This is a genomic window from Anaerostipes amylophilus, from assembly GCF_025567365.1.
GTDB lineage: Bacteria > Bacillota > Clostridia > Lachnospirales > Lachnospiraceae > Anaerostipes > Anaerostipes amylophilus.
Map to the genome: position 1 here is coordinate 22,272 of NZ_JAOQJG010000007.1, position 25,945 is coordinate 48,216.

22 protein-coding genes and 1 pseudogene are annotated in these 25,945 nt (G+C 36.0%); 8 read left to right on the top strand and 15 right to left on the bottom strand.

Annotated features, from left to right (window positions below):
- Positions 1-56: 56 nt before the first annotated feature.
- The 3 genes from OCV53_RS10350 to OCV53_RS10360 form a co-directional block, all read right to left on the bottom strand.
- Positions 57-1,241 carry an iron-containing alcohol dehydrogenase gene (locus OCV53_RS10350; RefSeq protein WP_242852159.1) on the bottom strand — a complete coding sequence of 395 codons (1,185 nt, stop codon included), beginning with the start codon at positions 1,239-1,241 and terminating at the stop codon, positions 57-59.
- 51 nt (positions 1,242-1,292) lie between these two features.
- Positions 1,293-2,075 (bottom strand): shikimate kinase, encoded by a 783-nt coding sequence (locus OCV53_RS10355; RefSeq protein ID WP_022374474.1) that lies wholly within the window; start codon positions 2,073-2,075, stop codon positions 1,293-1,295.
- 115 nt (positions 2,076-2,190) lie between these two features.
- Positions 2,191-3,078, bottom strand: a complete 888-nt coding sequence (locus OCV53_RS10360; RefSeq protein ID WP_055198157.1) for a LysR family transcriptional regulator — start codon at positions 3,076-3,078, stop codon at positions 2,191-2,193.
- A gap of 127 nt (positions 3,079-3,205) precedes the next feature.
- Here OCV53_RS10360 and OCV53_RS10365 point away from each other — a divergent pair, with 127 nt between their 5' ends.
- Entirely contained in the window at positions 3,206-5,194 is a 1,989-nt protein-coding gene (locus OCV53_RS10365) for an oxidoreductase (RefSeq protein WP_055198159.1), read from the top strand.
- A 99-nt stretch (positions 5,195-5,293) separates the two neighbouring features.
- Here OCV53_RS10365 and OCV53_RS10370 read toward each other — a convergent pair whose 3' ends face one another.
- Positions 5,294-5,794, bottom strand: a complete 501-nt coding sequence (locus OCV53_RS10370; RefSeq protein ID WP_022374477.1) for a YqeG family HAD IIIA-type phosphatase — start codon at positions 5,792-5,794, stop codon at positions 5,294-5,296.
- 143 nt (positions 5,795-5,937) lie between these two features.
- Entirely contained in the window at positions 5,938-6,846 is a 909-nt protein-coding gene (locus tag OCV53_RS10375) for a shikimate dehydrogenase (protein WP_055198161.1), read from the bottom strand.
- A 197-nt stretch (positions 6,847-7,043) separates the two neighbouring features.
- On the opposite strand from OCV53_RS10375, the gene OCV53_RS10380 reads away from it, so the two are divergent.
- Positions 7,044-7,934, top strand: a complete 891-nt coding sequence (locus OCV53_RS10380; RefSeq protein ID WP_055198162.1) for a LysR family transcriptional regulator — start codon at positions 7,044-7,046, stop codon at positions 7,932-7,934.
- 157 nt (positions 7,935-8,091) lie between these two features.
- A complete protein-coding gene (locus OCV53_RS10385; protein WP_055198164.1) occupies positions 8,092-10,089 on the top strand; it encodes an oxidoreductase in 1,998 nt (665 codons plus the stop codon).
- A gap of 176 nt (positions 10,090-10,265) precedes the next feature.
- Here OCV53_RS10385 and OCV53_RS10390 read toward each other — a convergent pair.
- The 4 genes and pseudogenes from OCV53_RS10390 to OCV53_RS10405 all read right to left on the bottom strand — a co-directional run.
- Positions 10,266-10,468: pseudogene (locus tag OCV53_RS10390) on the bottom strand (diguanylate cyclase); the annotation flags it as partial.
- 6 nt (positions 10,469-10,474) lie between these two features.
- On the bottom strand, positions 10,475-11,008 hold the full coding sequence (locus OCV53_RS10395) for a DUF3877 family protein (RefSeq protein ID WP_022375413.1): 534 nt from the start codon (positions 11,006-11,008) through the stop codon (positions 10,475-10,477).
- A 40-nt stretch (positions 11,009-11,048) separates the two neighbouring features.
- Positions 11,049-11,507: a hypothetical protein gene (locus tag OCV53_RS10400; protein ID WP_022375414.1), complete on the bottom strand. Its 459-nt coding sequence runs from the start codon at positions 11,505-11,507 to the stop codon at positions 11,049-11,051.
- A gap of 89 nt (positions 11,508-11,596) precedes the next feature.
- The gene (locus tag OCV53_RS10405; protein WP_022375415.1) at positions 11,597-12,022 is read right to left on the bottom strand and encodes a putative ABC transporter permease; all 426 of its coding nucleotides are present in this window, start codon (positions 12,020-12,022) and stop codon (positions 11,597-11,599) included.
- Between the two features lie 231 nt (positions 12,023-12,253).
- Here OCV53_RS10405 and argH point away from each other — a divergent pair, with 231 nt between their 5' ends.
- Together argH and OCV53_RS10415 are read left to right on the top strand one after the other, a co-directional pair.
- The gene (gene argH, locus OCV53_RS10410; protein ID WP_055198166.1) at positions 12,254-13,636 is read left to right on the top strand and encodes an argininosuccinate lyase; all 1,383 of its coding nucleotides are present in this window, start codon (positions 12,254-12,256) and stop codon (positions 13,634-13,636) included.
- A gap of 17 nt (positions 13,637-13,653) precedes the next feature.
- Positions 13,654-15,375 (top strand): hypothetical protein, encoded by a 1,722-nt coding sequence (locus OCV53_RS10415; RefSeq protein ID WP_055198168.1) that lies wholly within the window; start codon positions 13,654-13,656, stop codon positions 15,373-15,375.
- A 158-nt stretch (positions 15,376-15,533) separates the two neighbouring features.
- Here the strand turns inward: OCV53_RS10415 and OCV53_RS10420 are convergent, their stop codons facing one another.
- Together OCV53_RS10420 and OCV53_RS10425 are read right to left on the bottom strand one after the other, a co-directional pair.
- The gene (locus OCV53_RS10420; protein ID WP_055198170.1) at positions 15,534-16,829 is read right to left on the bottom strand and encodes an O-acetylhomoserine aminocarboxypropyltransferase/cysteine synthase family protein; all 1,296 of its coding nucleotides are present in this window, start codon (positions 16,827-16,829) and stop codon (positions 15,534-15,536) included.
- Between the two features lie 309 nt (positions 16,830-17,138).
- Entirely contained in the window at positions 17,139-18,071 is a 933-nt protein-coding gene (locus OCV53_RS10425; RefSeq protein ID WP_055198172.1) for a LysR family transcriptional regulator, read from the bottom strand.
- Positions 18,072-18,292: 221 nt separating this feature from the next.
- On the opposite strand from OCV53_RS10425, the gene OCV53_RS10430 reads away from it, so the two are divergent.
- Together OCV53_RS10430 and OCV53_RS10435 are read left to right on the top strand one after the other, a co-directional pair.
- Entirely contained in the window at positions 18,293-18,718 is a 426-nt protein-coding gene (locus OCV53_RS10430) for a MarR family winged helix-turn-helix transcriptional regulator (RefSeq protein WP_055198174.1), read from the top strand.
- Positions 18,719-18,726: 8 nt separating this feature from the next.
- Positions 18,727-20,004, top strand: a complete 1,278-nt coding sequence (locus OCV53_RS10435; RefSeq protein WP_055198175.1) for a cytidylate kinase family protein — start codon at positions 18,727-18,729, stop codon at positions 20,002-20,004.
- 56 nt (positions 20,005-20,060) lie between these two features.
- Here OCV53_RS10435 and OCV53_RS10440 read toward each other — a convergent pair whose 3' ends face one another.
- Both OCV53_RS10440 and OCV53_RS10445 read right to left on the bottom strand, forming a co-directional pair.
- The gene (locus OCV53_RS10440; RefSeq protein ID WP_242852160.1) at positions 20,061-21,425 is read right to left on the bottom strand and encodes a HAMP domain-containing sensor histidine kinase; all 1,365 of its coding nucleotides are present in this window, start codon (positions 21,423-21,425) and stop codon (positions 20,061-20,063) included.
- The gene (locus OCV53_RS10445) at positions 21,422-22,093 is read right to left on the bottom strand and encodes a response regulator transcription factor (RefSeq protein ID WP_022375402.1); all 672 of its coding nucleotides are present in this window, start codon (positions 22,091-22,093) and stop codon (positions 21,422-21,424) included. The genes OCV53_RS10440 and OCV53_RS10445 overlap by 4 nt, the downstream gene beginning before the upstream one ends.
- Before the next feature lie 127 nt (positions 22,094-22,220).
- On the opposite strand from OCV53_RS10445, the gene OCV53_RS10450 reads away from it, so the two are divergent.
- Positions 22,221-22,694, top strand: coding sequence for a hypothetical protein (locus OCV53_RS10450; protein WP_022375403.1), 474 nt, complete (start codon positions 22,221-22,223; stop codon positions 22,692-22,694).
- Positions 22,695-22,777: 83 nt separating this feature from the next.
- Here OCV53_RS10450 and OCV53_RS10455 read toward each other — a convergent pair whose 3' ends face one another.
- Positions 22,778-24,442: a PucR family transcriptional regulator gene (locus OCV53_RS10455; protein WP_022375404.1), complete on the bottom strand. Its 1,665-nt coding sequence runs from the start codon at positions 24,440-24,442 to the stop codon at positions 22,778-22,780.
- 126 nt (positions 24,443-24,568) lie between these two features.
- The gene (locus tag OCV53_RS10460) at positions 24,569-25,936 is read right to left on the bottom strand and encodes an amidohydrolase (RefSeq protein WP_055198179.1); all 1,368 of its coding nucleotides are present in this window, start codon (positions 25,934-25,936) and stop codon (positions 24,569-24,571) included.
- Positions 25,937-25,945 lie beyond the last annotated feature (9 nt).

The window sequence follows — 25,945 nt, forward strand, 5'->3', positions numbered from 1 at the left end:
TGTCCTCCTTAAATTATATCTTTTCTTATTTTATCTTAAATCTATAGTTGAATCAACTATTTATTTGCTAATTTATAGATTTCGTATATATCATTCTCATCACAGACCTTAAATGATCCAATCGTTCTGGTTCCTTCATAAGAACATCCATGCGCCATTTTCTTCACTTCTTCGTCTGTTTTTAAGCCGATCTCTGTTGCTTCGCTGAAACTTGTCGGCATATCAAGTGATGCAAAATATGCGACTGTTTTCTTGATTCCTTCCTGAGCTGCTTTCACATCGTCTGCTTCTTCAACATTCCAGACTCTTCTTGCATACTGGGCAAATCTTGCTGGTTTCGCATCATATACATAAGCTGCCCAAGCGCCCCACACAGTAGATAAACTTGCTCCATGTGCAATGTCAAACTTCGCACTTAACTCATGTCCTAACTGATGAACTGCAAAATCTTTCTCAGCTCCAAGACCTGTGATTCCGTTATGTGAAAGGCTTCCTGCCCACATGATCTCACTCATCGCATTGTAATCATGAGAGTCTTTGATCGCAACAGCACCATTCCTGATCACGGTACGAAGTAATCCTTCTGCGATCTCATCTGTCAATTCATTATTCTCTGTCTGAGTAAAATAACGATCCAGTGTATGCATCATAATGTCTACAACCCCACATCCAACCTGATATTTTGGTAATGTGTATGTAAGCTCAGGATTCATGATCGCAAATGCCGGACGATTAAAATCTGTAGAAAGTCCTCGTTTGATCTTTGTATCCTCATTCGTAAGAACCGCTGAATCACTTGTCTCACTTCCGGCTGCCGCCAGTGTAAGTACAACTCCGACTGGAAGGGACTTCGTAACCGTCTGCTTCTTAGACCAGAATTCCCAGATATCTGTCTCTGGATTGGCAGTTCCATGTGCAACAGCCTTTGAAGTATCAATGACACTTCCACCTCCGACTGCCAATACAAAATCTGTTCCAAACTCAATGGATTTCTTTACTGCCTCTCTTGCAAATGACAGTCTCGGATTCGGTTTTACTCCTCCGATCGTCATATAATCAAGCCCAGCTTCCTGTAATGATGCTGTAACCTGATCTAACAATCCGCTTCTTACAACACTTCCTCCACCATATACAACAAATACTTTGGTTGCTCCAAATCTCTTAGCAAGCTCTCCTGCCTGTTTCTGAGTCGCTTTACCAAAAATAATCCTTGTTGGTGTGTACTGAGTAAATCCATGCATTGCTTCTTCCTCCATCTGATCATCTGATCTTGAAAATAATATATATGTTTTTTAGTTATCGCCTCTTGTTAGCTTTACGACGATCTCTTCAGCAATCTCTTCTACTGTCTTATAATCTGTATTTACTACAACATCTGCAGCTGCTTCATACTTTGGACGACGCTGTTCCATCATATTAGAAATGAATTCTGTATTCTTATTACCACGCAATAATGGTCTGTCATCGCTGTCCTTAACACGCTCTAAGATTACTTCTGGTGATGCTGTTAATAAAACAACCTTTCCATTCTTCTTCATCTCTGCAACGTTCTCATCACGAAGTGCGACCCCTCCACCACAGGAAATGATCTGGTTGTTCTTCTTCTGAAGTTCGATCAAAAGGTTAGTCTCACAGTTTCTGAAATATGTTTCTCCATATTCCTCAAAAATCTTATTAATAGACATTCCTTCCTTCTTAACGATCTCTTCATCCATCTCAACCTGTGGGGAAGCAAGAATCTTACTCAAATATGTAGAAACAGTACTCTTACCTGCTCCCATAAATCCGATCAGCAAGATATTATGTGTAAACAATGTCTTTGCCTGAATTCTTCTGCTGTTCTCTACAATATATGTAAAGATATCAAGAATCTCATCCTTATATGTATTCTCATCCACATGAGTGAGCAGCATCTTGCGCTGTCTCTTTTCCTGTTCCGGCTGAAGGATTGGTAATCCATTCTGTTTCTTGTAGACCATGATCTCTTTGATGATATCCATTCTCTCTTCTAATACAGAGACAATCTTCTTATCACACAGATCCAGTCTCTCTCTAATCTCTTCTAACTGACTCATCTTCTTGTTCTTTCCTTTTCTATCCTAAATATTCCATCTTTTCATAAATACAAAGTATGGCCTTAAATAGTATATCATACATTTCTATCTTTTTTCAATTCATTGCATCTATAATTTAAGCAAATTCACTTTGTTCTGTAATAAATGAAATAAAATCCTTTACAACTGGTGTCAGATATTTATCTTTCTTTAATACAAGATAAATATATCGTTCAATTTCTGGCGATACAATTGGACGGATACAGATATCCATCGTATCAAGCAACGGAATTTTTGGTACGATCGCAATTCCAAATCCTGCTGCGACAAGACCTGCTACTGAAGAATCTTCTTCACCTTCATATGCAATCGTTGGCTGTCTCTTAATCTTTGAAAAACAACTGTCGATCACCGGTCTTAATCCACTGTTTCTTGTAAAATATACATAATCGTAATCAACAGTATCCATAAGATCAATCTCTTTTTTCTCTGTCAACGGATGATCTTTTGGCATAATAAGAACCAATTCTTCCTGTCCTACCGGAATAAACTCCAATTCATCTTCTCCTTCTATATAGGAAGAAAATGCAAGATCGTACTTCCCATCCTTTAATTCTTCTACGATTTTTTTCGTTGTTCCCTGTCCAAAAGAAAATCTGATATGATTTTCTCCTTTTTCTTCAAGATAGCTTTTGATCAAATTTGGAATAAAATGACTTCCCAGTGTAAAAATATACCCCATATCGATAAATCCGCCGCTGATTCCTGAAGTTTCTGTTAAAACTCTTTTTCCTTCATCTAGCATATCAAGAGATTGTTCTACATATCTTAAAAATAAAGCTCCATATTTTGTTAATTTTGCATTTCTTCCCTGTTTTTCGAATAATTTTACCCCTAATTCACCCTCAAGACATGAAATTGCATGACTTAAACTTGGCTGTGTAATTGACAGCATATCAGCAGTTCTCGTATAGTGTTCTTCCTTTGCTAATGCCCGAAAATAGTATAAATGATTCAAATTCATAATCTATGATCTCCCAATCCATAAAATTTATTTATAAATAGTATACCACATTCTTCATTGCATTTATATATTCACTTTGCTATAATTATTCTTAGAAAACTATTAAACATATTGGAGGATCATAATTATGGCAGCAAAGAATTTCCGTAAATTATTTGAACCGTACACAGTAAAATCTATGACATTAAGAAATCGTATTGTCATGACTCCCATTGGAACAAATTTTGCTGAGCATACCGGAGAAGTAAATGAGAGAATCATTGATTATTATAAACAGCGTGCAAAAGGCGGAACTGGTCTGATCACTATTGAAGCAGCAAGCGTTTATTCACCACAGGGTGCAAGCGGTGCTTATCAGCTTCGTATTGACCATGACAATTACATTCCTGGTCTTTACAGATTATGCGAAAGCATTCATGACTGTGGGTCTAAAGTCAGCATTTTGTTAAACCATGCTGGATCTGCAGCGAATGGTAAGATGACAAACATCCAGCCAGTATCTGCATCTGATATCCCATCAAGAGTTGGTGGAGATATTCCAAGAGCATTAACAACCGATGAGATTTATACAATCGTTAACAAATTTGCCGAAGCAGCAAAACGTGCAGTTACAGCAGGATTTGATGCTATTGAGATTCAGGCCGGACATGGTTATTTATTAAACCAGTTCTTATCTCCAACAACAAATGATCGTACTGATGAATTCGGCGGTTCTAAAGAGAATCGTGCACGTTTCACTACATTAGTATTAAAAGCTGTTCGTGAGACAATTGGTGAAAATATTCCTATCTTCTTAGGAATCAGTGCTGATGAACTTGCTGAAGGTGGTAACACATTAGATGATACATTAGAGATTGTTGAATATTTCAAAGATTATGTTGACGTATTTGATGTTTCTGCTGGACTTACATGTTCTATTCAGTACCAGTATGACGCAGATTACCTTCCAGATGGATGGAAATCTTATATGTCAAAAGCCATTAAAGAAAAAACTGGTAAACCTTGCCAGACAAGCGGTAATATCCGTGAACCAGAAGTTGCAAATCGTATTCTTGAAGATGAGGAAGCCGATCTGATCGCTATCGGACGTGGACTGATTGCTGATCCTGAATGGGTAAACAAAGTTCAGTTTGGTAACACAGATGATATCAATCGTTGTATTTCTTGTAATAATGGATGTACAGCAACTTTAGGTGATGAACCTATTCGATGCAGCATTAACCCTGCACTTGTTTCAGGTTCCTTATACAAAAATAAGAAATTAAAGAAACCTTGCAACGTTGTCGTTGTTGGTGGTGGTACTGCTGGTCTTGAAGCTGCATGTACAGCTGCTGAAGTTGGCTGTTCTACAGTTCTTATCGAGAAATCCGGAGAACTTGGAGGACTTGCCCGCCGTGTAGGAAAGATGCCAAACAAACAGCGTCTTGGATATTTCCCACAGTATTTAGAACGTCGTGCAATGAAACTTAAAAATCTGTTTATCTGCAAGAATACAGAAGCTTCTATTGAATTCATTGAAGGTTTCAAACCAGATATCGTTGTAAATGCTACAGGATCTGTTCCACTTCTTCCAAATATTCCTGGATTAAAGGAAAACTTAGAAGCTGGAAACGTATCTACAATTTTTGATCTTGTAGATCATGTAGATTCTTATCCTGAAGATTTAACAGGAAAGAAAGTTGTTGTTATCGGTGGTGGTAACGTAGGACTTGACGTTGTTGAATTCTTTGTTCCTAGAAAAGCTGATGTAACAATCGTTGAGCAGAAAGCTCACTTTGGTGAAAACCTTGACTTTATCACAAAGACTGGTTCTATTGAATTCATGAATAAAAATAAAGTAACTCAGTATCCAAACGCTTCTTTATTAGAAGTAAAAGAACATAGCTTTATTGTAAAACATGACTATAGAGATCTTGAATTAGACTTTGATTATGGATTTGTATGTCTTGGAATGCAGTCTGCAACTCCTTCTCTTCAGGAATTATACAACCACTTCATCTATGAAGGTGTTGAAGTTCTTAACATCGGTGACAGTGCTCAGACACGTCGTATCATTGAAGGTGTAAAAGAAGGTCGTGACATCTTAGTTGCATTAGAACGTCAGGATTTCATCTAAGATCCAGATAGAAATAAAAAAATATAAGAATTAAAATTAAAACACGAGTCAGTATTTATTTTATCTGACTCGTGTTTTTTATTTTGAAATGAAATATAATTAATGTTTTTTCTTACGGTACTGCCACAGTACAATCTTCTCCAGATAACGTTTTAACACGATCTGAATCTCTTCTTTTGGATTCATTGGTGTGACTAAGATGCTATGTAATCCTGTTCTGTTTGCTCCATAAACATCGGTAAACAACTGATCTCCTACAAAGAATGTATTCTTCTTATTCGTTCCCATTAGTTTCATTGCTGTCTCATAGCCTTTCACAGATGGCTTATTGGCTTTGTATACATAATGCTTTCCACCAACCGCTTCGCAGAAAGCTTTGACTCTTGGTTCTTTGTTATTGCTTGTAAAGCAGTACTGCATACCGATCGCATCCAGTCTTTTAAACAATTTCTTTGCACGTTCATCCGCAGGTGCATTGTGTGGTACTAACGTATTGTCGACATCGAAGATCACTCCTCGGTATCCTTCTTGGTAATATCGTTCGAAATCAATATCATAGGTACTTCTGATATCTTCGGATGGATAGAATTTCTGAAACATAATTTATCTTCCTTTTTTATATATCTTTTTTAATATTATCTTATTTATTTTATAATACGTTTTTGATATTGGCAAGACGAAACTATAGAAATGCAAAGAATCTGTACATAAATTCTTAAAAATCTATGCACAGATTATATTCTTTACTGATTTTCAGTATTTTTTAATAAAACATCATATCTTAAATTAACAAACAATACTTCTTTCATATGATCGATTAGCATATGTTTTCCTGTCCATAAGTGGAAAGCAGCATCTCCCTGGAATAACATCATTCCAAGACCGTTCATTGTCTTACATCCAGCTTTCTTAGCAAGTCTTAATGTTTCTGTCTCTCTTGGAGCGTAAACTGTATCTGTTACGATCAGGTCAGGGCGGAAGAATGTTTCATCAGGAACAACAGACTGTCCTTCTAATGGTTTCATTCCTACACCGGTTGCCTGTGCGAATAAGTAGCTGTCTGCGATCTCTTCTCTTAATTTTTCTTTGTCATCAAGATCATAAAGATTTACAACACAGTCTGTGTTTTCACGAATCTTTTTCACTGTTTCTTCAGCGTTCGCCCAGAATTTATCTTTGATATTGAAGATTGACATTTCTTTGACACCATCTAATGCAGCCTGGATTTCGATTGCTGTAGCAGCTCCACCAGCACCAGCGATTGTCATTTTTTTACCGATCACGTCGATATCGTTGTCTTTTAATGACTGCATGTATCCGATACCATCTGTGATATGTCCGATCAGTTTTCCGTTATCATTTACGATCGTGTTAACAGCTCCTGCCATTTTTGCAGCTGGAGATAACTCATCTAAATACTGTCCTACAACTGTTTTGTTAGGCATAGATACGTTTGATCCAACCATCTTTAATGCACGAAGACCTTTTACTGCATCCTCTAATGTGCTGTTGTCAACTTCAAATGCTAAGTATGCATAGTCAAGTCCTAATGTTGCAAATGCTTCGTTGTGCATTGCAGGTGAGCTTGAATGTCTGATTGGATAAGCCATTAATCCGATTAATTCAGTATGTCCTGTGATTCTCTCTGCCATAATTTTTACTCCTTAATAATATGCTTGTTAATAGTTTCATTCACCCAAAAGTTAATTTTTTAACAACCTTATGGCTATATTATATTCCATAATGATTGATACTTCCAATATATCTTTTGGCGTTTTTTGATAGCTTTAAGCTATCAATTATGTTATAATGATCTTAACCATCAATTAATATAATAAGGAAGGTATGTATGAATTTAAATCAGTTGTATTATTTTCAAAAAGTTGCACAATTACAACATTATCATCAGGCTGCAAAAGAATTAAATATCTCTCAACCCAGTTTAAGCCGTTCCATTGCCAATCTTGAAGACGAACTTGGTGTTTCTTTATTTCAGAAAAATGGTCGTAATATCGAACTGACCAAATACGGTTCCATCTTTTTGGAACATGTGAACCGTATTATAGAAGAAATCAAAGTTGCAGAGAATAAAATGAAGTCCTTAGCCAGCAACTCTAGCGGACATATTGATATCGGCTATGTATTTCCACTTGCCAAAAGTTATATTCCAAGATTAGTGCGTAGTTTTCTAAATCAACAGGAAAATCATGAGATCACATTTTCTCTAAGCCAGGAGATCACAAGAAATCTGATCGCCGATCTCAAAAATGAAAAATATGATGTTGTCTTTGGTTCTCTCGTTCCTAATGAACCAGAAGTTGAGTTTGTGCCTGTTGTTAACCAAGAAATGGTCATCATCACCCCACCGGAACATCCATTAAAATATAAGAAAGATCTCGTTTTGGAAGATTTGCTTGATTATCCAGTTATTGGTTATGATAGAACCTCTGGTCTTGGACGTTTTACTAATTCCATTTATAAACAAAACCATATCAAACCTTCCATTGCTTTTGAATCATCCGATGAAAATGCGATCGCTTCTCTTGTTGCAGAAGATTTTGGAATCGGTTTTGTTGCCCATGTAGAATCTTTACAAGCATATGATGTAGAAATCCTACATCTTAGTAATGTGAAGCCATACCACACTGTTTATATGGCTTATCTTAAAAATATGCCAATGATCCCTGCCGTTCGTAAGTTTATTGACTTTACAAAAAAAACCATAGATAATCCCTATTGATTTTTCAAAAAAGATTTATTTGTTAAATAATTAACCGTATGTTATACTAAAACCATCATAAATCATTTACCCAAATTTTTATGATTCTAACAACCTCAGATTATATGGAATTTAATTTTTTGATTTTTGGATTTAATTTTTTGGAGGTTCAATTCTAATGAAAAGCAATTATAAAAACATTTTCACACCATTAACAATTAAGAACATGACAATGAGAAACCGCATCATGATGACACCAATGGGAACGAACTATGGTGAACAGACAGGTGAAATGAGTTTCTTACACATTGATTATTATACAGAAAGAGCAAAAGGCGGAGTTGGTCTGATCATGGTTGAAAACGCAAGTGTTGATTCACCACTTGGATCTAACGGAACAACTCAGATCCGTATCGATCATGACAACTATATGCCACGTTTCTTCAAATTATGTGAAACATTACACGCTCACGGAGCTTGCGTTGGTATTCAGTTAAACCACGCTGGTGCTTCTGCTCAGTCTAAGAGAACAAACATGCAGCCAGTATCTGCATCTGATATCCCATCAAAAGCAGGTGGAGAAATCCCTCGCCCTCTTAAAGTAGAAGAAATTTATGAAATTGTAAAAAAATATGGAGAAGCTGCTGCTCGTGCACAGGCTTGTGGATTTGACTGTGTTGAGATTCATGCAGGACATTCTTACTTATTAAGCCAGTTTATGTCCCCTACAACGAATAAACGTACAGACGAATTCGGTGGCTGTCCAGAAAACCGTGCCCGCTTCACAAAATTAGTTGTTGAAGAAGTTCGTAAACAGGTTGGTCCTATGTTCCCTATCTTCGTTCGTATCAGTGCTGATGAACTGATGGAAGGTGGAAACACATTAGAAGATACTTTAGAGTTACTTTCTTACTTCCAGGAAGAAGTTGATGCATTTGACGTATCCGCTGGATTAAATGGTTCTCTTCAGTTCCAGATCGATGCGAACTACTTAAAAGATGGTTGGAGATCTTACATGGCAAAAGCTGTGAAAGAAAAATACAACAAACCTTGTGTAACTATGGGTAACATCCGTGATCCTCGTGTCGCTGACGATATCTTAGACCGCGGTGATGCTGATATCATCGGTATGGGTCGTGGACTGATCGCAGATCCTCACTGGGTGAAAAAAGTCGCTACAGGACGTGAAGATGAGATCAGAAAATGTATCTCTTGTAACGTTGGATGTGCTGGAAACCGTATCGGAGTTAACCGTCCTATCCGTTGTACAGTAAACCCTACTGTAAACTCTGGATTTGACTATAAGAAGAAAAAAGTAAATAAACCTTGTAACGTAGTTGTTATCGGTGGTGGTACTGCTGGTCTTGAAGCTGCTTGTACAGCTGCTGAAGTTGGATGTACTACATTCTTATTTGAAAAGAACGATCACCTTGGTGGATTAGCTGTTGAAATCTCTAAGATTCCAGATAAGAAACGTTTAAGAGATTTCCCTGACTACCTTGTAAACCGTGCTTCTAAATTAACAAACCTGTTTATCTTCAAAGGACAGGAAGCAACTCTGCCATTAATTAAAGCACTGCATCCAAACATCATCGTTAACTCAACAGGTTCTAATCCTTTACTTCCACCAATCAAAGGATTACATGACCACATCGACAAAGAAGGATCTAAAGTAGCTTCTATCACAGGAATGATCAACCACTTAGCTGATTATCCAGAAGACTGCACAGGTAAGAAAGTCGTTGTAGTTGGTGGTGGAGCTGTAGGTCTTGACGTTGTTGAATACTTCGCTCCTAAAGGTGCGCAGGTAAGCATCGTAGAAATGATGCCTCAGATCGGTAAAGACTTAGATCCAGTATCTAAATGTGGAACAAACACATTAATGAGAGAACATCATGTAAACCAGATGACTAACACTGCTCTTTGCGAAGTGAAATCTGATGCATTTACAGTAAAAGTTGATGGAGAAGAAAAAGATCTGCCATTTGACTATGGATTCGTATGCTTAGGAATGAGAGCGAACGCTCCTGTTCTTGATGAAATCCGTGAAGCATTCGCTGATACTAACGTTGAAATTGTTAACATTGGTGATAGTGTTCGTGCTAGAAGAATCATTGATGGTGTTCAGGAAGGACATAACATCTTAAACGTACTTGCAGATCACGAATATCTGTAAGATATACTTAACAAACATACAACAATACAATAAAGCAGTTTAAATTTTAACTTGCTATCCTACCTACCTTAAAAATAAATATAAAGTTGCAAAAAAGCCTGAAGAATTGATTATCTTCAGGCTTTTTTGGTTATCGAAACCACTATGGGTATGTATGTTAAATGGTACTGGCTAATTTATTCAACATAATACACCCAATTATCTTTACGTTTCGCACCTTCTGCATATTCTCCTTCAATTCCAAGAGATTTCAAAAGCTTCTTTTCCTTCTTCGCTTTCAAATTCTTCTTTAGCTCTGTGAATCCATATCACTTCCCATGATGTCTGCATTCCATTTAGACAGTTTGTCTCTGATCTCTTTGTTTGTGACTGCAAGAATACTGTCTTAAAAATCAAAATCTTCATAATCTGCTGGTAAAAAGCGATGATAGATGATATGACATCCTTCATCGTGGAAACAATAATAATATGGATCTTCATTTTCTTTCGGAAAACGGATCAGGTAATCGAATTCTCCATTGTTGATTTCTTCTACAACGATATCTTTATTATGTTCTTTAAATAGTGCAATGATATCTTCTATCTTACATCCATGTTGTCCAACAAGTTCCACCAGCTCTTTAATAAATTCATTTGGCTTTGTGTTGTCATGAACATAACTGCTTCCTTCTTCTGGAATATGGAAACAAAATCTCTCCTTTTTACTGGTAACTTTGATATCTCCTAATGTCTCCTTAATAAAATCCGGTAGTTCCTGAAGTTTATTCAACATCTCTTCTTCACTATATTCTGTTTCAAAGAAATGATTTAAGGAACTTAAAGGATAATATAAACGGATTGCTTCTCTTCGAAATCCAAGTTTTGCCTGTTCTTCTTTGATAATGTCGATCAAATTCTTATAAAGACGTTCAAATCCCATCTTGTCTTCCTCCATTACCTATTATATAGTTTATATTATTTTATTTACTTTTTAAAATCTTATTAATGCTTTTCATCATATTTTTAGCATCTTTTCCGCCAGAATATCCCATGCGGTATACATGATCGTCTAACAGGATTTCTCCTGAATCACTGATAACCAGCATCTTCTTTCCAAATAACATGATCATCTGTGGCTTACTTGATTCTCCCATCTGGGATGAATTCGTTAATGTTTTTGTTGTATAGTGATAAGAATACTGATCTAAAACATTTACGATTTCTGTATACTTTTTATCTCCCTGTTTAAATGAGTATACCTGCTGCTGCTTCTTTCCATTAGCATCTTTTGTTACAGTATCTGTTGATGTAACCTGAATCAGTTTGGATGATGCAGTATATTTTTCAAAAGAATATGGTGAAAGCATAACGAACGCAAGAACTGCTACGATCAAAACCGCTACAACGATCTTCATTGTCCTTCCCATTGTAATTTTCATTTTGTTATTCCTCCAATCTATTTTTATACCTATATTAGATTAGCAGAAATTCTTAAAAATGTCGATAGCTTTCCTGTCATATCCATTGATCAAAAAATCTTGTAATGTGGTTTTTCTTCGTTAAATATTTTATATCTCAAAAAATCATCTAGCACGATCGCTACACTTGATACAAGAAACCAGAATATGGAATATAACAAACAGATCTGCCCCATAAAGTTATATGGGAGCTGTGAATAGTCCCATATATCCATTTTCAGCCATATATTAACGATGAGACCTGTGATAAACTCCAGTGCCGTAATGATCAAAGCTGATAAAACCATCTGACTGATAAAGCTCATTTTTATCTTCATATTCTCATTTAAAAGTCCACAACAAAGAAAACATGCTCCTCCACATAAAAACATAGAATAATGAGAATATCCACGTACCAAAACTTCCAGTAAAAAATATGCCATTCCTCCAATTGCAAATAAAATCATATATTTTTCTATTTGATATTTTATTTTCATAACCACCCATCCATTTTTCTAACTTTCTTTTTATTGTGCGTTATTTTCTTCGAGTATATTCTTTCTTATTAAAGAGAATCTTATTTATTTTTTCTTAAGAATCCCTCAATTTTTTCCTTTGATTTGAAAAATTTGTAGCAAAATACTGCTATTTCATGTAAAATAGAAAAGTAAATTCATTTGATTTTATGATAAAAAATAAAAATATATACAGAAAAGAGGAAAACACTTATGGCACAATTATGGGGCGGTCGCTTCACAAAAGAAACAGATCAGTTAGTTTACAATTTTAACGCATCTATTTCCTTTGACCAGAAATTTTATAAACAGGACATCCGCGGAAGTATTGCACACGTTACGATGCTTGCAAGTGTTGGTGTATTAACAGAAGAAGAACGTGATCAGATTATTGATGGTTTAAATAGTATTTTAAATGATATCGAATCTGGAGCTGTTGAGATCACAAGTGAATATGAAGATATCCACAGCTTTGTAGAAGCAAATCTTATCGATCGTATCGGTGATGTCGGTAAAAAACTTCATACTGGAAGAAGCCGTAATGATCAGGTTGCTTTAGATATGAAACTTTATACAAGAGATGAAGTTGTTGAGATCAAAGGTTTAGTAAAAGAATTAATGGAAACACTTCATGGTATCATGAAAGAACACATTGATACATTTATGCCTGGATTTACACATCTTCAAAAGGCTCAGCCAGTCACTCTTGCTCATCATGTCGGAGCTTACATGGAAATGTTTAAGAGAGATTACAGCCGTTTAAATGACATTTTTGACAGAATGAACTACTGTCCTCTTGGAGCTGGTGCTCTTGCAGGTACAACTTACCCATTAGATCGTGAACAAACAGCTTCTCTGCTTGATTTCTATGGTCCTACACTAAACAGTATGGATTCTGTATCCGACCGTGATTATGTAATTGAGCTTTTATCTGCTTTATCTACGATCATGATGCATTTAAGCCGTTTCAGCGAGGAAATTATCATCTGGAACTCTAATGAATATAAATTCGTATCTATCGACGATGGATTCAGTACAGGAAGCAGTATCATGCCTCAGAAGAAGAATCCTGATATTGCTGAATTAGTTCGTGGTAAGACAGGACGTGTATATGGAGCTCTAACTTCTATCCTTACAACAATGAAAGGAATTCCACTAGCATATAATAAAGATATGCAGGAAGATAAAGAACTTACATTCGATGCGATCGATACTGTCAAAGGATGTATTTCTTTATTTAATGGAATGATGAAGACTATGACATTTAACAAACCACAGATGGAAGGCAGTGCAAAACATGGATTTACAAACGCAACAGATGCTGCTGATTACCTTGTAAATCATGGAGTACCTTTCCGTGATGCTCACGGAATCGTTGGACAACTTGTACTTCTTTGCATCGACAAACAGATTCCTTTAGATGATCTGTCTCTTGAAGAATATAAGAAGATCAGCCCTGTTTTTGAAGAAGATATTTACGAAGCGATCAGCATGAAAACATGTGTTGAAAAACGTAATACGATCGGAGCTCCAGGGCACGATGCTATGGAAAAAGTTATTGCGATCAATGATGCTTATTTAGCAGATCTCAAATAATAAGGAGAACCTTATATATGAAGAAAAAAGTTTTTCTTTTAACTATGCTGTTGTCTCTGCTTCTTTTAAGCGGATGTGGTGTAAACCTTAGCAGCAAGATAAAACTCAATAAAGACTTTTCAGGTACAAGAACAATGTCTTGTACCTTTTCTTCCCGCGATTTTAATGCTTATTTCAAAGGAAGTAAAGAAGATCTTAACAAACTGATCAAAGAATCTTGCCCAGATTCTCTTACTTATACTTCATCTTCAGATGGTGAGAATGATACTTATACATTTTATCTAAGATTTTCATCTCTGGATGATTATAAGAAAAAAGTTAGTGATCTTCTTAATTTTTCGCCGGATATCACTTATGAATATGGAGATTCTCCATTTGTAAATGGGCTTATTTATAAAGAAAACTTTACATCTAAAGATTTAATGACATGGCTTTACACAGCACTATATGAGAAAAAATATATTGATAAAGACTCTTCATCCGACCTATGGGATTTAAAAACAACTCAGATTTCCTTCCTTGGAAAAACTTATGAGACAAAAGATAAGATCAACATTAATGAGATGACATATGTTCCATTATCATCGATTGATATTGATACTATAACGGAAAAATCTGGAAAACTTACAAGAAAAATAAAATTTAATATTCCACAGAAAACATTAGATCAAAATTCCGGAAAGATCCGTTCTTATTTTGATAGAAATGATATTACATGGGAGAATACTTCCGATGGAAAAACTTTATGTATAAGTTTTAATGCTAATAATTTTTCTGATCTTGCACAGAAAACAAGATCTGTTCTTCACTCTAAAAGTTCCTTTGGGACCTATAATTCTACATGCAGTGAGGACAATCCATTTAAACTTAAGATCAATTACAAGGAATCTCTGGACGTATCAAACTTTCTTTCCAAAAAAGGAAGTGTCCCTGTCACTTATACATTTAATGGTAAACAGATTTTTAATGACTCGATCAAGGACAAAGAAATCAGTTTTACTTCTTCCATTACACAACCAATTTCTAAATATGAGATTGCTGTTGTGTGGAATACATCAAAAGATATCCGACGCAAGGTTTCTTTTTCCTTTAGAAAAATGATCACCACTCATCAATTATCCATCCTCAAAAAACAGTTTCAGGGACCTACGATCAGTGATGTAACTTTAAGTGGCACCAAAACTATTACTTTATCTTTTGTACAAACAGGAAGTATCTCTGAATGTAATAAGGATTTTTCAGCATTGTTTAAGAACAGTGCAATGACTGCAAAAGAGCATTTTTCCCTGACTGCTGGTAGAAAAATTAATTTTTCGGATAAAATTGCATTGCCTTTCAATGAAAATGGTAAAAAACTATCTGGTCATTATATTTTTGCTTCGATCAATCCAAAAGAATCTATTTCAGTGTCTATTACACCTGCACACAATGTAAAGAACAAGACAAAACAAAATACATCGACAAAAACGATCTCCGAACTTGTTCATTCAGATGAAAATATCCATGATCTTTGCGATTTTGAATTGACTGGAAACAGCTTTCAGGCTAATTATCAAGGCAATACAGCTGCAAGCTTTTGGATGAATGTTTTAAAATGGGGCATTCCTGTTGTTGTTTTGATTTTGATTCTTTTGTTTTTATTCCGAAAGAAAGCCACGATTCATGACATGTTTCATACAATAAAACAATCATTATCTGAAAAAATAAATACTTTCATCGATAAAATCAACAAATTATAAAGAGTCAATAATAAAGACTTCTATATAAGCTAAAAAGCACCAAGATAGGTACTTTCCAATACCTTATCTTGATGCTTTTTTTATATGGTCGAGATTATATTATTTTTTAGGAAAATTGACATTAATGTTTTAATTATTGTGTTTTGCAAGAAATATTCTTACTGTACTGCTTTAAAAGCTTCGTCTAAGTCTTCGATGATATCATCAATATTTTCTGTACCAATTGACAGACGGATTGTGTTAGGTTTGATTCCTGATCCTAATAATTCTTCTTCAGTCATCTGAGAATGTGTTGTAGATGCTGGATGAATTACTAAAGATTTTACGTCTGCTACATTTGCAAGCAATGAGAATAACTCTAAGTGGTCGATGAAATCTTTTGCTTTCTGTGCATCACCTTTGATTTCAAATGTGAAGATAGATCCTCCACCGTTAGGGAAGTATTTCTTGTATAATTTCTGCTGTTCTGGGTCGTCAGATACAGATGGATGGTTTACTTTTTCTACTGCTGGATGATTTTTCAGGTATTCTACTACTTTTAATGCATTCTGTACATGACGTTCTACTCTTAAGGATAATGTTTCTAATCCCTGTAAGAAGATGAATGCGTGTACTGGAGATAATGTTGCTCCTGTGTCGCGAAGTAATAATGCTCTAATCTTTGTTACGAATGCTGCTGCTCCAACATCTTTTGTAAAGCTTACTCCATGATAACTTGGGTTTGGTTCTACTAATGATGGGAATTTTCCTGATGCTTCCCAATCGAATTTACCACCATCAACAATAACACCACCAATTGTTGTTCCGTGACCACCGATGAATTTTGTTGCAGAATGTACAACGATGTCTGCTCCGTATTCGATTGGTCTTACAAGATATGGTGTTGCAAATGTGTTATCTACGATCAGTGGAATATTATGTTCATGAGCGATCGCTGCTGCTTTCTCAATGTCTACAACGTCTGAGTTTGGATTTCCTAATGTTTCGATAAATAATAATTTTGTGTTTTCTTTGATTGCTCCTCTTACTTCATCTTCATTGAAAATGTCTACGAATGTTGTTTCGATTCCGTAATCTGGTAATGTATGCTCTAAGAAGTTGTATGTTCCACCATAAATATTTTTCGCTGCAACGACATGATCTCCTGCTTTTGTGATATTTTCGATCGCATATGTAATAGCTGCTGCTCCAGATGCTACTGCTAATGCTGCAACTCCACCTTCAAGTGCTGCGATTCTCTGTTCAAACACATCTTCTGTTGGGTTTGTTAATCTTCCATAGATGTTACCTGCATCTGCAAGTCCAAAACGAGCTGCTGCGTGATCGCAGTTTCTAAATACATAAGATGATGTCTGATAAATAGGTACTGCTCTTGAATCTGTTACTGGATCTGGCTGTTCCTGTCCTACGTGTAACTGTAATGTTTCAAACTTATAATTTCTTTCTTTACTCATAATTTCTATCTCCTTTGTTGACTTTTATTTTTAATTTTGTTTGTTGTCTTTCTTGATTACAAACTTATCTTACCATCTTATTTCCTACTTGTCCAATATGAAAAGTCAACATCTGGTTATAGCTATAACCTATAGCAAGACAAACTAATATATTTAACACTCTTCCTATACCAGTAAATCAGAAAGATATAGCTAACGTTCTAAAATAAGTCAAATAAGGACCTACAAAAGATTTTCTTGAAGGACTTAATAAGGATCAAATTAATTTCCGGTGTACCCTTATTTTTATAATTTCTTTTATATTGCTTATTATAAAAGATCTTTATATCCAGAATCATCGCCCATAGCTTTATACTTTTTGATTTCTTCCAAGTACTTCTCGCCCAATGGGCTGATCGCGACTCCTTTTCGCTTGATATAGCCAATCGTCATTACTTCATCAGATTTCAGTTTCACTGCACAGTAATCGTCACCATTTAAACTTTCACATATAATTCCTGAACATAAGGTATATCCATTTAATCCAACCATAAGATTCAGCATTGTTGCTCGGTCATTTGCTTTGATCAAACGTTTATATTCATAAGTACTTAATACTTCTTCTGCAAAGTAAAAGGAATTATATTCTCCTTGTTCAAAGGACAAGCATGGATACTCTTCCAGCTCTTCGATTGAAATTTCCTCTTTGTCTGCCAATGGATGCCCTTTCCACATATAAACGTAAATTCCGCATTCCAATAATGGATGGAATTCCAACCCCGATTCCTGCAGCATCTTGCTTAATACTTTCTTATTAAATTCATTCATATAAAGAATCCCTATTTCGCTGTGAAAATCTTTGACATCTTGAATCACTTCATATGTCTTTGTTTCTCTAACTGCAAATTCATATTCATCCATCCCGAACTGTTTGACCATTTCTACAAATGCATTTACCGCAAATGTATAATGCTGCATGGAAACCCCAAATTTCTTCTTAATATTCTTCTTTTCAATATAACGTGATTCCATCAACTGATATTGCTCTACAACCTGTCTTGCATAACTTAGAAATTCCATTCCCTCCTGTGTAACGGATACTCCACGGTTACTTCTCTTAAACAGTTCTGTCCCGATTTCTTTTTCTAATTCTTTTACTGCTAGAGACAGACTTGGCTGTGAAATAAATAGGCTTTTTGCTGCTTCATTCATAGATCCTGTATCTGCGATCGCAATAATATATCTTAACTGTGTTAATGTCATGATTCTTCCCTTCCTTATCTTTTGAAACAATTTCTTTCTCTATATATGGTATGTTTCTTTTCTGTCTGTGGTCTATTATACTTGATTTTCCTTTGCTTGTCTTATGATTTTTGAAAGAAATCTTCTTGACAGGATGCTTTCCTTTGTCTTATAATAATGAACGTCGCAATAGTTAGAATTCTAACTATTAGCTTTCTAATCATAAAGGAGCATCATAATATATGTATGAATCATCTTACCACTACCTTCTGATGTCCAATCATTTAGGATTCCAGAAGAAAGTCATGGCCATCTTAAAGCCGCTTGGTTTATCAACTGGCCAGCCTAAGGTCTTAGACCATCTTCGATATCATAATGGTGCCAGTCAAAAAGACATTGCCCATGCTTGTCATATCGAACCAGCTTCCTTAACTTCCATTTTGAATCGAATGGAAAAACAAAACATGATCGAACGTAAAATCTTAAATGGAAACCGCCGGTCATATCATATTTTCCTTACCGATTATGGGATGGAACAGTCTGAATCGATTGAAAAAGCTTTCTTGACTCTTGAACATGAAGTTTTTTCTGGAATTTCTAATACTGAAAAGGAACAGTTTTTAAAGATCTTTGAAAAACTATATCAAAATATTACAAAAGAGGAGTAAATTACATCATGGAAAAACTAAAACGTTATATCATCTTTTTTATTGGACTTTACATTAACTCCCTTGGAGTTGCCCTGATCACAAAAGCAAGTCTTGGTACATCACCAATTTCATCAATTCCTTATGTACTAAGTCTTAATTTCCCATTTACACTTGGAAATTTCACAATTTTCTTCAGTCTGTTTTTAATCTTTTTACAGTTGCTGATCTTAAGAAAAAATTTTAAACTAGAACATTTTTTACAGATTCCGATTTCTGTATTATTTGGGTATTTTATTGACTGGTCTATGATCCTTCTTGGATTCGTAAACCCTCATTTATATCTGATGAAATTGATCTATCTGTTAATTGGATGTCTGATTCTTGGATTTGGTGTGTATACCGAAGTACTTGCTAATGTTGCGATGCTTCCTGGGGAATCTTTTGTTCGTGCCATTGTAATGACATGGCATACAGAATTCGGTGTCACTAAGATCTGTTTTGACGTATCTATGACAGTGATCGCTGGTGTTCTTTCCTTTGTATTCGCAGGTAAATTAGACGGTGTTCGTGAAGGTACTATCATTGCCGCTTTGCTTGTTGGATTTATCGCACGTTTGCTTGGACGTTTCTTATCTTTTGTGGAACCTATGCTTTTCACAGAATCACAGACTGCCGAAAATTCCGAAGTTTCTGCAGATTCAGCAAATACTCCTACTGTCATTGCAATCGCACGTGAATATGGAAGCGGTGGACATGATCTTGGAGAAGCTCTTGCGAAACGTCTTGGATTTGATTTCTATGACAATGAGATCATTCAGATGGCTGCCGGATCTACTGGTTATGATCCTGAATTTATTAAGAATAATGATGAACAGATGCGAAGCTCTCTTCTCTATGACCTTGTCAATCAAGCATACTCTCATGCACCACAAAACCCAGCTCCTAAAGATAATATCTTTGCGGCAGAATCTAAGGTAATTCTTGATCTTGCTTCCAAAGGAAATTGTGTTGTGATCGGTCGTTGTGCAGATTATATCTTAAGAAACCGTCCTCATTGCATGCGAATATTTTTACATGCCCCCGCTGAATACCGTGTGAAACGAATTATGAGAACCGAAAATTTATCACATGATGCAGCACTGACCAAAGCAATTGAGATGAACCGAAAACGTTCTGATAACTATCATTATTATACACATCAGCCTTGGGGATTATCCAGAAATTATCATCTAACACTGGATACTTCTCTTGGAGATGATTTTGTTCTTGATAGTATTTGTAAAGGATTGAAACATATTCAGTAATTTTATGATGATTGTAAAAAGGATAGATGCCTTGATTCTATGGCATCTATCCTTTTTCATTTAATACTTTCTTTTGGAAACTGAAATATAAAACTTGTTCCTTCTCCTTTTTTACTTTCCACTCGTATTTTTCCACCATGTACTGCTACGATAAAACGAACCATTGAAAGACCAAGTCCTGTTCCTCCATTTTCTCTGGAGCGGCTTTTATCTACCCTGTAAAATCGATCCCAGATCTTAGGTAGATGTTTTTGATCAATTCCAATCCCATCATCTTTTACTTCTCCTATGATCAATTCTCCCTGATTTTTCCACAAAATCTCAATATGGCCATGTTCTTTTCCATAGCTGATCGCATTCTGAACAAGATTCATCATCATTCGTAATAATAACGTATGATTTCCCATCATCTTTATATCCAAATCATTGGAAACAGATATCTGTATCTTCTTTTTATTTGCCTGCTCTTGCAATTCTTCTACAACAACTTCTGTCAATAGTCCAAGATCCACCTCTTCCATATCATAAGATTCTTTCATCTCACCCCTTGCGATCATTAGCATCTCACTGATCAATTTTGACATACGCCTTGCCTGCCTTAAAATGATCATGATCTCTTCTTTTTCTCCTTTTTCTAATGTTGGATCTTCTATTAAATATTCACATTGAGAAATGATCACAGTCACTGGAGTTCGAAGTTCATGGGATACATCTGCTGTAAACTGTTGCTCTTTTTCAAAGGATTGTTCCAGTCTTTCGAACATTTGATTAAATTTCTGTGATAGTTCATACAATTCATCTCTTGCTTTTGGCAATGGAAGTCTTTTTGTAAGATCCTTTCCATAACTGATGGTTTCTACCTGATCACAGATTCGATCAACTTGCTTTAATGCACGTTTCAACATAAAATATCCTGTCGTTCCGATCAATAAAATAAACAATGGATATAAAACGAGCATCATTTTCTGAGATGTTGTCATAAATACTTCGATTGCATGAATGGATGTGATTCCCCTGATCCATATTACCTTATTTTGTCCATAGGTATATACACTATCATATACCATCCATTTACTGCTGCCTGATTTAATAACCCTTGGTGTATGGGATTTTAACATTGTCTGTTTCGGAAATTTCTCTGGCATTGTACCATACAGTAATTTTCCATTGTCGTCATATACACAAAACATGACTCCATCTTCATAAAACTTGGTATCTTCTGATAAATAATAGGTTCCATCCTGAAACTGGAAATTCGAAGAAAATCCTGTCACTGCTGTACTGACTTCTTCTTCCGTCGCTGAAATCCCGACTTTATCGACAAAGTAAAACATAAAGCCAAGAACCATTCCCAAAATAAGCGCAATGATCCCTGTATACCACAACGTGATCTTTTTCTTGATCGTCATCTGCTTCATCATTCTTTCCTCATCACATAACCTGTCCCACGCACTGTATGAATCAATTTTTTGTCATATCCAGCATCAATTTTCTTTCTCAGATAGCGGATATATACATCAATCACATTCGATCCTCCTTCAAAGTCATAATTCCAGGCATTTTGTTCAATCTGCTGCCTTGTCATCACGATATTCTGATTGCGCATCAGACATTCTAACACCATAAATTCTTTTGATGACAAACTAATCTCTTTTCCAGCTCTTGTTACAACTTTCGTATCTCGATCCAGAATAAGATCTGCAACCTTTAACTGATTCGTTATAAATTGTGGTTTTCTTCGCATCATCACACGAATTCTTGCAAGTAGCTCTTCAAACGCAAATGGTTTGATCAAATAATCATCGGCTCCAAGATCAAGCCCCTTTACTCGGTCATCAATGCCATCTCTGGCTGTCAGTAAAAGAATCGGGGTATCATTTCCAGTCTGTCTAACTTCCTTTAAAACTGTAAAACCATCCTTCCCAGGAAGCATAATATCGAGAAGAATTCCATCATATGATGTCATTTCCATGTAATCTAAAGCTTCTTCTCCATCTCCACAGACATCCACACTGTAATGTTCTCTTACCAGACGTTTCTTTATAATATTTCTTAAATCTTTTTCATCTTCAACAACTAATATTCTCATAATGTCTTTATTATAATACAATCTGTTTTCTGAATCTAGTTTTCATTTTTAATGTTCTTTTAATCTTTGTTGGTTATGATATTTATAACAAAAAGAAATCAATTCAACCAAACGAAAGGAGTTTATCATGAAAAAAATATTATTTTTATTATTCGCATGTTCTATCATTTTTACTTTTGCAGGATGCAGTTCTTCAAAGAAAGATTCTGCCGAAGCTACCACAACGCAGGAAATTGCAACAACTGCTTCCAATACGAAGAATACCACCGATTCTTCTACCTCTGATTCATCTGCGAAAAATGATTCTTATGATTTTTCGGCTTATAAAAAAAGAATCAAAAAACTCACTAAAAAAGTAAACAATGCAAAATCTTCTTCCAATGCATCCGTCAACGAAAAAAGATTTTACACTTTAAAAAAGGAACTCGATGTAGTAGATGATGAACTAGATCATCTGGATGATGAATTTGAGCATACTTATGAAAATGGTAAACTGAGTTTCAAAACTTACAAATCCAGAGAAAAGACAATAGAAAAACTTGAAGATCAACTTGATCTTTTGGAAGATGCCTTGGAAAATAAATTTGGGATTGATGATTGATTTATAAATAACACAAGGGATTGTCCCATCTTGTCTTTGTTATTTGTTTCATCCTATTATTCATTTTAGCACCATATTGCCTTTTACATATTTTTAAGTCTTCCGTCATCAAGCTTTAAAAACTGCAACAAAATCTCCATCTTCAGTCGATCCACATGATCTTCCCAATCAATCTTCACCAGATCATTCACTTTATCAATTCTCTTTCGGATCGTATTGATATGCACATACATTTTCTCTGCGGTCACACTGTAGTTCATATTGTTTTCGAGATAGATCTTTAATGTCTTTAATAATTCAATATTCTTCTCTTCTTCCATCAACTCCCTATACTTCCTCAGCATCTCTTTTAACTCATTCTCAGGAATTTCAATCCATGTTAAAGGTCCTAACATTTCATATTCCCAGATATCTTTTTCTGGGAATATGATACTTCCCATCTTTAATACTTTCTGACATTTTTTTACACATTCTCTGACTTCAAGCAGTGTCTTTTCTTCCTGACAGATTCCAAATTCTAATTTCATATCAGCAAATTTTAATCCGATGTATCTTTGGAATTCTTTTAATAAATCCGTGGTTGTGTCTTTGGTCCAGAGTGTGCTGTTGTGAATCTTTTCTGCTTCTAATAAGATCAATCCGTCATTTTCATCCAGAAAAGCGATCTTTCCGATCTTTCCTAACTTGCTTTGATGGAAGTCTTCCAAAAATGTGTTTCTTTCATTTCGTGCGTTATATTCTTCGTTACATTGATGGAACACAATGTACTGATAGGCTGTATTTACAGAAATTCCTTGAATATTCGCCTGATAGAACAGTTTCTTAGCATCTTTTTCTGTGTAATCAAGAGCAAAATGAATGAAGTTCTCAAATCCGATATTTCCCATATTTTCTGCGATCATAATCTGTTCGTAAACTCCCTGCAAGGTTAAAAAAGCGATACGAATGGCAAATTCATCGTAGTAATCAATAAATTCTCTGGATTCCATCACGACAAAGTATGCCTGCACGATATCTTCCATGACAATTGGAATAATGATCCAACTGACACGTGGTCCTGCTAAATTGCCTGGATTGATCAGACGGATCCTTGCCATGTTGATGTAATCGCATAAGGTATGTTTCGTATACGGCATGGATGGTTCCCAGTAATCACTTTCGGATAATCCGAAGGATTCTGTGATACGTTTAAAGTCTGGAGAGCTGTAGTAGCTTTTTTCTTCGGCAAGATCATAGATAAATGCTGGGAATTTCATCTCGACCTCTACGGCTCTAAGGATCTTATTGATTTTCTGGACTTTGTAGGACTGATCTGATACTTGCAGATGGTTATTGCTGTGGACTTTGAATCTTCGGATCGTTCGGTTCATCACCGCGGTATTGATCTGACTCATCAGTTCCATCCATGGAACGGAAAATGGCATACTGATGAGCGGAATCTCATATTCGTCAAACAGATCGATCAGCCGCTGTGGAATCTCGTCAAGATAGCGGCCTCGCTTGATCATCATCGCGGAGGTTCCCTGCATACTTCCTGACTTGAATGCTTCTTCGAGGCAGTCTGGTTCTTGATCTAATACATATCCTGAGGAAAGGATCAGCTCTTTTCCTTTTGCCCAGCGCAGGGCATCGGGTGCTTCAAGGAGGGTTGTTCCCTGAATTTCTTTGTGTAAGCCTGATTTTCCTGCGATAACATGATAGTCTTTAAAATATTCTAGTGTCAGTAATTCCTTGACGGCGATTCCCATTCTTCGTTTCCTCCATTCTTTATCGTGTTTCTTCTATTATAATATCTATTTTCTTATATGAAACACAATCTATACGAAAAAATCCGGCTCCCATCAATAGGAACCGGATGCTTCTTTGCATATCGATCATTCTTCATACATCGGTGTGTATGGTTCTTTATTTCGTTCCTTAAATTCTTTTGTGATCTTCGCTAAGACCTGTGGTTTCGTGAAGAGATCATAGGCAATTCCTGCTACCACTTTGGATGCATATAAGGCACCTTTATCTCCAATGGAAGTTCCTCCGCTTGCGGTTGCCTGCCATGTATGTGGAGAGCATCCGATCGGCCAGCATGCTGTTGTAAACAAACAGGTTGGCATGATTCTGCTGACATCTCCAGTATCGGAGGATGCACTAAGTTCTGCTTCTTTCCACTTATCTCTTGGTGAAACACCCAAGATCATTGCTTCATCATAGACTTGGTGAAGATTTTTTTCTTTCTCTATGATACCCTGTTCCACGGTTTTCTGCAACTCTTTTGCAAATTGGAGTTCTTCTTTTGTGTACTTTGGTCCATCTGCTTCGATCAGGTTTGCATATGCAAGATCTGCAAATGCTTCATTTGTGGATAACTCGCAGCATCCACATTCCATTTCGATATCCACAGTTGTCTCTGTCATCATCGCTGCACCTTGAGCGACTTTCTTTAAGCGCTCCATGGTACTTTTGACATCTGCCATATGTGGTGCTCTTACAAAATACCATGCACTTGCTTTGTCTGGCACGATATTTGGTGCAAATCCGCCACTGTCTGTAGAGTAATGGATTCTTGTGCGGTCAATGACGTGTTCTCTTAAGTAGTTTGCTCCAACACTCATCAGTTCCACAGCATCCAAAGCGCTTCTTCCCTGTTCCGGTGCAAATGCTGCATGAGAAGAGACTCCATGAAAGTAAAAATGTGCGGATGCATTAGCAAGGTATGCATGATCATGTGCCATGTTTGTACTGGATGGATGCCATGTAACGGCAGCATCACATCCATCAAACATATGATAATATGCCATTTTTACCTTTCCACTTAACAGCTCTTCTTCTGGACATCCATAAAATCTTACCGTTCCTTTTTTATTTCCTTTCTCCAAAAAACGTTTGATCACAATGGCTGCAGTTGTGGCTGCGGCGCCTAGCATATGGTGTCCACATCCGTGTCCAACACCATCTTCGGATACCATTTCTCTTGTGACATCTGCTTTTTGTGATAATCCAGGAAGTGCATCGTATTCTCCAAGGATTGCGATAACTGGTTTTCCTTCCCCATATTGTGCAATAAATGCATGTTCTAAATGTTCGTTATTTTCAATCGTGAATCCTTCTTCACTCAAAAGTTTTCTTAAGTAATTGGCGGATTCCCTTTCATTTCCAGATAGTTCCGGATGATTCCATAGTGTATGACAGATTTCCTGACACAAAGATTCTAAGCCTTGTACTTCATCATAAACATCCTGTTTGATCATTTTATCGCC

Coding starts and splice junctions, on each gene's coding strand:
- OCV53_RS10350 (WP_242852159.1), bottom strand. CDS start 1,241: ATGCATGGATTTACTCAGTACACACCAACAAGGATTATTTTTGGTAAA.
- OCV53_RS10355 (WP_022374474.1), bottom strand. CDS start 2,075: ATGAGTCAGTTAGAAGAGATTAGAGAGAGACTGGATCTGTGTGATAAG.
- OCV53_RS10360 (WP_055198157.1), bottom strand. CDS start 3,078: ATGAATTTGAATCATTTATACTATTTTCGGGCATTAGCAAAGGAAGAA.
- OCV53_RS10365 (WP_055198159.1), top strand. CDS start 3,206: ATGGCAGCAAAGAATTTCCGTAAATTATTTGAACCGTACACAGTAAAA.
- OCV53_RS10370 (WP_022374477.1), bottom strand. CDS start 5,794: ATGTTTCAGAAATTCTATCCATCCGAAGATATCAGAAGTACCTATGAT.
- OCV53_RS10375 (WP_055198161.1), bottom strand. CDS start 6,846: ATGGCAGAGAGAATCACAGGACATACTGAATTAATCGGATTAATGGCT.
- OCV53_RS10380 (WP_055198162.1), top strand. CDS start 7,044: ATGAATTTAAATCAGTTGTATTATTTTCAAAAAGTTGCACAATTACAA.
- OCV53_RS10385 (WP_055198164.1), top strand. CDS start 8,092: ATGAAAAGCAATTATAAAAACATTTTCACACCATTAACAATTAAGAAC.
- OCV53_RS10395 (WP_022375413.1), bottom strand. CDS start 11,008: ATGGGATTTGAACGTCTTTATAAGAATTTGATCGACATTATCAAAGAA.
- OCV53_RS10400 (WP_022375414.1), bottom strand. CDS start 11,507: ATGAAAATTACAATGGGAAGGACAATGAAGATCGTTGTAGCGGTTTTG.
- OCV53_RS10405 (WP_022375415.1), bottom strand. CDS start 12,022: ATGAAAATAAAATATCAAATAGAAAAATATATGATTTTATTTGCAATT.
- argH (WP_055198166.1), top strand. CDS start 12,254: ATGGCACAATTATGGGGCGGTCGCTTCACAAAAGAAACAGATCAGTTA.
- OCV53_RS10415 (WP_055198168.1), top strand. CDS start 13,654: ATGAAGAAAAAAGTTTTTCTTTTAACTATGCTGTTGTCTCTGCTTCTT.
- OCV53_RS10420 (WP_055198170.1), bottom strand. CDS start 16,829: ATGAGTAAAGAAAGAAATTATAAGTTTGAAACATTACAGTTACACGTA.
- OCV53_RS10425 (WP_055198172.1), bottom strand. CDS start 18,071: ATGACATTAACACAGTTAAGATATATTATTGCGATCGCAGATACAGGA.
- OCV53_RS10430 (WP_055198174.1), top strand. CDS start 18,293: ATGTATGAATCATCTTACCACTACCTTCTGATGTCCAATCATTTAGGA.
- OCV53_RS10435 (WP_055198175.1), top strand. CDS start 18,727: ATGGAAAAACTAAAACGTTATATCATCTTTTTTATTGGACTTTACATT.
- OCV53_RS10440 (WP_242852160.1), bottom strand. CDS start 21,425: ATGATGAAGCAGATGACGATCAAGAAAAAGATCACGTTGTGGTATACA.
- OCV53_RS10445 (WP_022375402.1), bottom strand. CDS start 22,093: ATGAGAATATTAGTTGTTGAAGATGAAAAAGATTTAAGAAATATTATA.
- OCV53_RS10450 (WP_022375403.1), top strand. CDS start 22,221: ATGAAAAAAATATTATTTTTATTATTCGCATGTTCTATCATTTTTACT.
- OCV53_RS10455 (WP_022375404.1), bottom strand. CDS start 24,442: ATGGGAATCGCCGTCAAGGAATTACTGACACTAGAATATTTTAAAGAC.
- OCV53_RS10460 (WP_055198179.1), bottom strand. CDS start 25,936: ATGATCAAACAGGATGTTTATGATGAAGTACAAGGCTTAGAATCTTTG.